This window comes from Inquilinus limosus MP06, assembly GCF_000767795.1.
Taxonomy (GTDB): Bacteria; Pseudomonadota; Alphaproteobacteria; order DSM-16000; family Inquilinaceae; genus Inquilinus; species Inquilinus limosus_E.
Genome location: NZ_JANX01000013.1, coordinates 21902 through 28467, shown reverse-complemented (window position 1 = coordinate 28467; position 6566 = coordinate 21902). Strand labels below are relative to the sequence as shown.

At 72.1% G+C, this 6566-nt stretch carries 6 protein-coding genes; all 6 read right to left on the bottom strand.

Annotation, left to right across the window (positions count from 1 at the left end; all coding sequences use genetic code 11):
- A partial coding sequence (locus tag P409_RS02705; RefSeq protein ID WP_034831511.1) for a hypothetical protein occupies positions 1-279 on the bottom strand: 279 nt, incomplete at its 3' end.
- Positions 276-1331, bottom strand: coding sequence for a hypothetical protein (locus tag P409_RS35970; RefSeq protein WP_052119946.1), 1056 nt, complete (start codon positions 1329-1331; stop codon positions 276-278). The genes P409_RS02705 and P409_RS35970, both read right to left, overlap by 4 nt.
- On the bottom strand, positions 1321-1857 hold the full coding sequence (locus P409_RS02695) for a c-type cytochrome (RefSeq protein ID WP_034831510.1): 537 nt from the start codon (positions 1855-1857) through the stop codon (positions 1321-1323). Before P409_RS02695 ends, P409_RS35970 begins: the two co-directional genes overlap by 11 nt.
- The gene (locus P409_RS02690) at positions 1854-2411 is read right to left on the bottom strand and encodes a DUF3341 domain-containing protein (protein WP_052119945.1); all 558 of its coding nucleotides are present in this window, start codon (positions 2409-2411) and stop codon (positions 1854-1856) included. The genes P409_RS02695 and P409_RS02690 overlap by 4 nt, the downstream gene beginning before the upstream one ends.
- Positions 2404-3720 carry an NrfD/PsrC family molybdoenzyme membrane anchor subunit gene (gene nrfD / locus P409_RS02685; protein WP_034831509.1) on the bottom strand — a complete coding sequence of 439 codons (1317 nt, stop codon included), beginning with the start codon at positions 3718-3720 and terminating at the stop codon, positions 2404-2406. The genes P409_RS02690 and nrfD overlap by 8 nt, the downstream gene beginning before the upstream one ends.
- Complete coding sequence (locus tag P409_RS02680; protein ID WP_152613213.1) at positions 3717-6563, bottom strand: Fe-S cluster-containing hydrogenase; 2847 nt, start codon at positions 6561-6563, stop codon at positions 3717-3719. The genes nrfD and P409_RS02680 overlap by 4 nt, the downstream gene beginning before the upstream one ends.
- Positions 6564-6566 lie beyond the last annotated feature (3 nt).

Below are 6566 nucleotides of genomic sequence, written 5' to 3'. Positions count from 1 at the left end.
GGCGCGGTCGACCCAGGCGGTGCCCTGCAGCTCGGCCCGCCCCCGGGTCTCAGCCGCGATGCGGTCCGCGGCCGGGTTGGCTTGCAGCCGCGGCGGAGACGGCACCGGCTGGGGTGGCGCCTCGGCGACCGGCCGGGCGTGCTGGAAGGTGCCCAGCATCGCCGCGACCAGCCCGGCGGAGAGCAGCAAGGCGAAGAACAGGCCCAGCCCCGCCAGCAGGATCGGCCGGGCCGGAATGTCGTCCGCCGGGGGCGACGAGGGGAGACGGGACCGTTTCACGATGCCTCTCCCGGCCGAGCCTCACGGCTGATCCGCTCGCGCCAGGCCACGGCGGTGGGATAGGCGGCACGCAGGAGCAGGCCGATGCCGGCAGCCGCCAGCGCGAAGGCCGGGCCGCCCATGCGGATATCGACGGCATCGCCGCCCGGCAGCACCAGCCAGGCGCATTCCACGGCCTTGCCCAGTAGCACGGTGGCCGCCAGCCACCGCACCACCAGCGCACTTCCACGCATGCGGGGCAGCATCAGCAGCAGCGTCGGCGCCAGATGCAGCAACGCCACCGTCCACAGCACCGCGGCCCAGCCGGGCCCGCTGCGGTTGTCATACCAGCGCACCCCTTGCGGCAGGTTGCCGGACCAGAGGATCACGTACTGCATGAAGGCGAGATAGGCCCAGAGCAGCAGGGCGGTCAGCAGGAGGCCGGCGAGCACCGGCCGTTGCTCCGGCAGCGGATCGGGCGCGACCAGCATTGCCGTTGCCAGGGCGACGGTCATCTGGACCGACAGCCAGTAGAAGCCGAAGCCGGAGGAGTGGAAGGACGGGTCGAGCGACAGCACCCAATCGACCGCGATCACCGCGCCGGACAGCGTGCAGACCACCAGCCCGGCGCAGGCGACCGGGACGGAGGCGTGGCGCCGCGCCAGCAGCAGGACGGCCAGCCCGATCAGCACGGCGAACCAGGCGATGGTCCGCAGCGCGAAGAACCAGGGCGTCAGGTAGCCGGCCTGGAAGCCGTTGAGCGCGCCGTCGCCGGCCCAGGGATAGATCGCACCGAGGCCGGCCAGGACCGGCAGGAAGGCGAGGGCGGCGAGCGGCAGCAGCAGGGTCAGCCCCTCCGCTGCCGGCATCAGCGCCCCGGCCCAGGCGCCCGGAATCAGCCGCATCATCATCACCAGCAGCACCGCGCCGATCGGCGCGCCGGTGCAGAAGGCAGCGGCGGTGAGCCAGCCCCGCAGCGCCGCGGCGGGATAGAGCAGGCTTGCCGCCAGCGCCAGAACGCAGCAGGCGGCGCCGGCGATGCCCGACGTCCGGATGTACGCGCTAGCCGCCATGCTCGGCCTCCAGCCGCCTTCGCTGGTCCTCGGGCAGGGCGGCGACCGGCCCGTCCCGGCTCAGCTGCAGCGCGCGGATATAGGCCACGATGGCCCAGCGGTCGGCCGGCGGCACCCGGTCGGCATAGGCGTACATGACGCCGTGGCCGTGGGTGATCACGTCGACGATGTACTCCGGCGGCGCTCGGCGCAGCCGGTCGATGTGGAAGCTGGGCGGGTTGGGGAAGCCGCGGTCGGGCACCGTGCCGTGGCCGGTGCCGGCCGCATCGTGGCAGGGGACGCAGAAGATGGCATAGCGCTGCTGCCCCCTCCGCAGCAGCTCTGCCGTCATCGGGGGACGGTCCCGCAGTGCCGCGGTCAGCGCCGCCTGGTCGCGGGAGACGGTGCCGTCGGGCGGCGCCTGCAGCGTCTTGCCGTCCGGGAACAGCTCGGCGGCGCCGTAGTCCTTGTCGCGAGGCTGGCTGTCCATGTCGTTGCAGCCGGCCACGGCCAGCAGCGCGAGCAGGGCCAGGGGCAGGCGCTTCATGCCGGCTCCTCCCCCGGCGGCACCGCGTCGACGCGCACCGGATCCAGCTCCTCCAGGAAACGGCGTGCCCGGTCGAAACGCGGATCGTCGGCGAAGACGATCAGGAAGAACGCGTCCGGCGAGTCCAGCCGGAAGGTCTCCACCTCGAACAACGGATGGTTCAGCCGGGGCAGTCGGTTCAGCGCCAGCATGCCGGTGATCCCGGCCAGCACCGCGAACAGCACCATCAGCTCGAAGGTGATCAGGGTGAAGGCCGGCGGCGCGACCAGCGGCCGACCGCCGACATCGAGCGGGAAGTCGTGGTTGGTGAAGACCTGCATGCCGTAGCCGAGCAGGGCGCCGAACGCCCCGCCGGCCAGGGTCAGCAGCGGCACGCGGTTGTCGCGGAAGCCGAGGACCTCGGCCAGCCCCTCCACCGGGAAGGGCGATGTCGCGTCGATCCGGCGGAAGCCGGCCTTGCGGGCCTGCTTCGCCGCCTCCAGCAGGTGCTCCGGCGTGCGGAACTCGGCCAGCAGCGCGACGCTTTCTGGGCGAGGGGAGGCGGGCCTAGCCATGGCGGGCCTCCTGCCGCTCCTCGTGCCGCGTCTCCTCGACCTCGAAGGCGGAGATTACCGGCAGGAAGCGGACGAACAGCAGGAACGGCACCAGGAACACGCCGAACATGCCGGCGAACAGGCTCCACTCCCAGAAGCTCGGCGCGTAGTCGCCCCAGGACGAGACCAGATAGTCGCGGTACAGCGTGGTCACCAGCAGCATGAAGCGCTCGAACCACATGCCGATGGCGACCGACAGGCCGATGGCGAACAGCAGGGCCGGGTGGCGCCGCACGCGGCGGGACCACAGCAGCTGCAGCGGCAGGAAGTTGCACAGGACCGCGCCCCAATAGCTCCAGGCATAGGCCCCGGTCAGCCGGTCTGCCAACGTCTGCAGCTCCTGCGGGTCGCCGCCATACAGCGTGTCGAACACCTCGGCCAGGTAGCCATAGGCGGTCATCAGCCCGGTCGCCAGCAGCAGCTTGCCCAGCAGGTCGAGATGCCGGGCCGTCACCAACCGCTCGAGGCCGAGCGCATGGCGCAGCGCCACCGCGATCATGCTGACCACCGCGAAGCCGGAGAAGGCGGCGCCGAGCACGAAATAGGGCGGAAAGACCGTGGAGTTCCAACCCGGGATCGGCCCGGCGGCGAACAGCAGCGAGATCTCGGAATGCACCGAGACCACCAGCGGCACCGCGATCGCCGCGGTCAGCCGATAGGCTTGGCGCCAGCGCATCCAGTGGGTCGCCTGGCCGCGCCAGCCCAGCGCGGCGACGCCATAGAAGACCTGCGCCCAGCGCGCCTTTGCCCGGTCCCGCACGGCTGCGAGATCCGGCACGATGCCGATGTACCAGAACAGCACCGAGACGGTGAGGTAGGTGAGGACGGCGAAGAAGTCCCAGGTCAGCGGGCTCTTGAACTGCGGCCAGAGGCCCATGGTGTTGGGGTAGGGCGCCATCCAGTAGAACAGCCAAGGCCGGCCGAGATGCAGGATCGGGTACAGCCCGGCGCAGACCACGGCGAACAGCGTCATCGCCTCGGCGAAGCGGTTCAGCGAGTTGCGCCAATGCGCGTTCAGGAGAAGCAGCATCGCCGAGATCAGCGTCCCGGCATGGCCGATGCCGAGCCACCAGATGTAGTTGGAGATGGCGATGCCCCAATTGACCGGGATGTCGTTGCCCCAGACCCCGACGCCCCACCAGAACAGCACCCCGGCCGAGACCAGGAACAGCAGCAGCAGGGCGCAGGCGCCGCCGAACAGCAGCGCCCAGTTGCGCTGCTGCGGATAGGCCAGCGGGATTCGGGTGATCTTCGCCGTGGCGTCGGTCATCCCGTCTCTCCCGAACCGGGCCTGGCCGCCGCGATGCGGGCCAGATAGGTGGTGCGGGGACGGGTGTTCACCTCCTCCAGCAGGGCGTAGTCGCGGGGCGACGCCTTGCGGCGGCTCACGCCGCTGCCGGGGTCGCGGATGTCGCCGAAGACGATGGCCTGAGCCGGGCAGGCCTGCTGGCAGGCGGTGACGGTGTCGCCGTCTCGGACCGGGCGGTTCTCGATCTTGGCGGCGATGCGGGCGGCACTGATCCGCTGCACGCAGTAGGTGCATTTCTCCATCACGCCGCGGCTGCGCACGGTGACGTCCGGATTGCGGGCGGCGCGCAGCTCCGGCGGGTCGTCGGCGGTGAAGTCGTACCAGTTGAAGTGCCGCACCTTGTACGGGCAGTAGGAGGAGCAGGTGCGGGTGCCGATGCAGCGGTTGTAGACCTGCTGGTTCAGCCCGTCCGGGCTGTGCACCGTGGCGTTCACCGGGCAGCCCATCTCGCAGGGCGCCTGCTCGCAATGCATGCAGGGCACCGGCTGGAAATGGATCCGCGGCGCCGCCGGGTCGCCCTGCCAGTAGCGGTCGATGCGCAGCCAGAACATCTCGCGGCCCATCGCCACCTGCTCGCGCCCGACCATGGCGATATTGTTCTCCGCCGTGCAGGCGGCGACGCAGGCGTTGCAGCCGATGCACAAATCGAGGTCGATCGACATGCCCCAGGCCGGCCCGTCCTCCTGCGGCCAGGCGGGGTAGAAGCTCGGCGCCTCGCGCTTCTCGCCGGCCGCGGCGTCCGGGCGATCCACCAGGCGGACGAAGTCGAAGCCGTCCATCGCGCCATGCAGCTGGGTGGTGGCGATCTCGCGCCAATTTCCCGTCGGTTCCAGGGTGGCGCCGGCGCGGTGCTGGAAGCCGTCGCCGCCGCGCAGCCGGGCCGCATTGTAGCTGCTGCCGCCGAGCGTCAGCACCACCGTGCCCGGCGCCTGGCCCGGCATGATCCAGGCCGCCCCGGTCACGGCCGCGTCGCCGATCGCGACCCGCACCTCGTCGCCGTTTCGCAGGCCATGCGCGGCGGCCAGGGCGGGCGCGACCAGCACGACCTCGTCCCAGGTCACCTTGGTCAGGGGCCGCGGCAGCTCCTCCAGCCAGGGGTTGCCGCGGTGGCGGCCATCCCAGAGCGACGGTTCCGGCCGGAACAGGACGGTCAGGCCGCGCTCTTCGGCGGCAGGCCGGATCGGCGGCGCCTCGCCCGCCTGCACCTCGACCGCGGCAGGCGCGCTGTCCGGCACGACACCGCGGCTGAGGGCGCCGGTCCAGCGGGAATCGAAATCCTGCCCCCAGGCCTGGCGCCAGGTCTCCTGTACGATGTCGTGATCGGTCCGGTCGAACCGGCCGCCCAGCATGTCGAGCAGCTGATGGGCGGAGCGGACGTCGTAGAAAGGCCGGACCAGCGGCTGGATCAGGCAGATCAGCCCGTCGGCGGAGCGGCCGTCGCTCCAGCTTTCCAGGTCGTGCTGCAGCGGCACATGCCAGCGGCAAGCGGCGGCGGTCTCGTCGGCATGCAGGCCGGCATGGACGGACAGCTCCACCCGGCCGATCAGTGCCGCCATGTCGATCCCGCCGGGCGCGGTCAGCACCGGGTTGGTGTCGAGGAGGACGAGGGCGGTGACGCGGCCGACCGCGATGTCGTCGGCCAGCTCCTCCAGCGAATGCAGGCCCTCCGGGGGCGACGCCGGGATCGGTTCGGTCAACTGCAACGTGCGGCCGACATTGCCGAGGCGGCGGTTGAGCAGCAGCGCCAGCGCCTGGACCTCCGGCGCGTGCCCGGCGCCGACGGTGACCAGCGACCGGCCGGCATGGGCCTGAAGGGTGGCGGCGACGGCCTCGACCCAGCCGCGCTCTACCGCATCCAGCCCGTCCGGCGTCGCCATGCCGTCCACCGCTGCCGCCATGGCCTGCACCAGAAGCCCGATGCGCCGCGGCTCCGCGATCAGGCGGTGCGCGGAGACGGCGCCGGTGGCGCTCGGCGTCGGCTCGGCCATGAAGAGCAGGCTGTCGCCCCGGCCTTGCTGGAAGTCCTGCCGCCGGCGGGACCAGGCACGGGCGTTCCGGGTCTGGTACGGGCCGGGACCGAGCAGGTCGTCATCCAGGCTGACCAGCACCTCCGCCGCCTCCGGATCCAGCCGCGCCGCCAGCGGCCGGCCGAAGGCCAGGCGCACCGCCTGCAGCCGCAGATCCTCGCCGATCGGCTCCCACACGTGCCGGCGGGCTCCGGGCCAGCGCCGCGCCAGCTCCGCCCATTGCCGGGCGAAGGTCGGGGAGGTGACGGTCCCGGTCAGCAGCCGGAGACCCTCGCCGCCGCGCGCGTCCAGCGCCGCGGCATTGGCCGCGATCGCCGCGGCGAAGGCGTCCCAGCTGGCCGGCTGCCCAAGATGGCGAGGTCCGCGAGAGCGGGTCGGATCGTAGAGGCCGAGCAGCGCCGCCTGGGTGAAGGCGTCGGTGGCGCCGCCGCTGGCCGGATGGTCCGGATTCCCCTCCAGCTTGACCGGCCGTCCCGCCTCGGTCCGGCCCAGCACCGGCATGGCCCAGCCGGCCATCCGCACCGAGGTCGCGTACCATCTCGGCCGTCCGGGGATGATGTTCTCCGGCGCCTCGACATAGGGCAGGGCGCGCTCGTCCTCCTGGCAGGCGGCGAGGCCGGCGAGGGCGAGGGATGCTGCCATAGCCTGCAGCAGGGACCGTCGGCCGACCTCGGTGCCGCCCGGTGACAGAATCTCGGCCTCGAGTGCGGTCCGGAACGCGGGCGAATCCTCGAGCTGCTCCAGGCCGCGCCATTGGGGATCGCGTGTCGGCGTCATCGC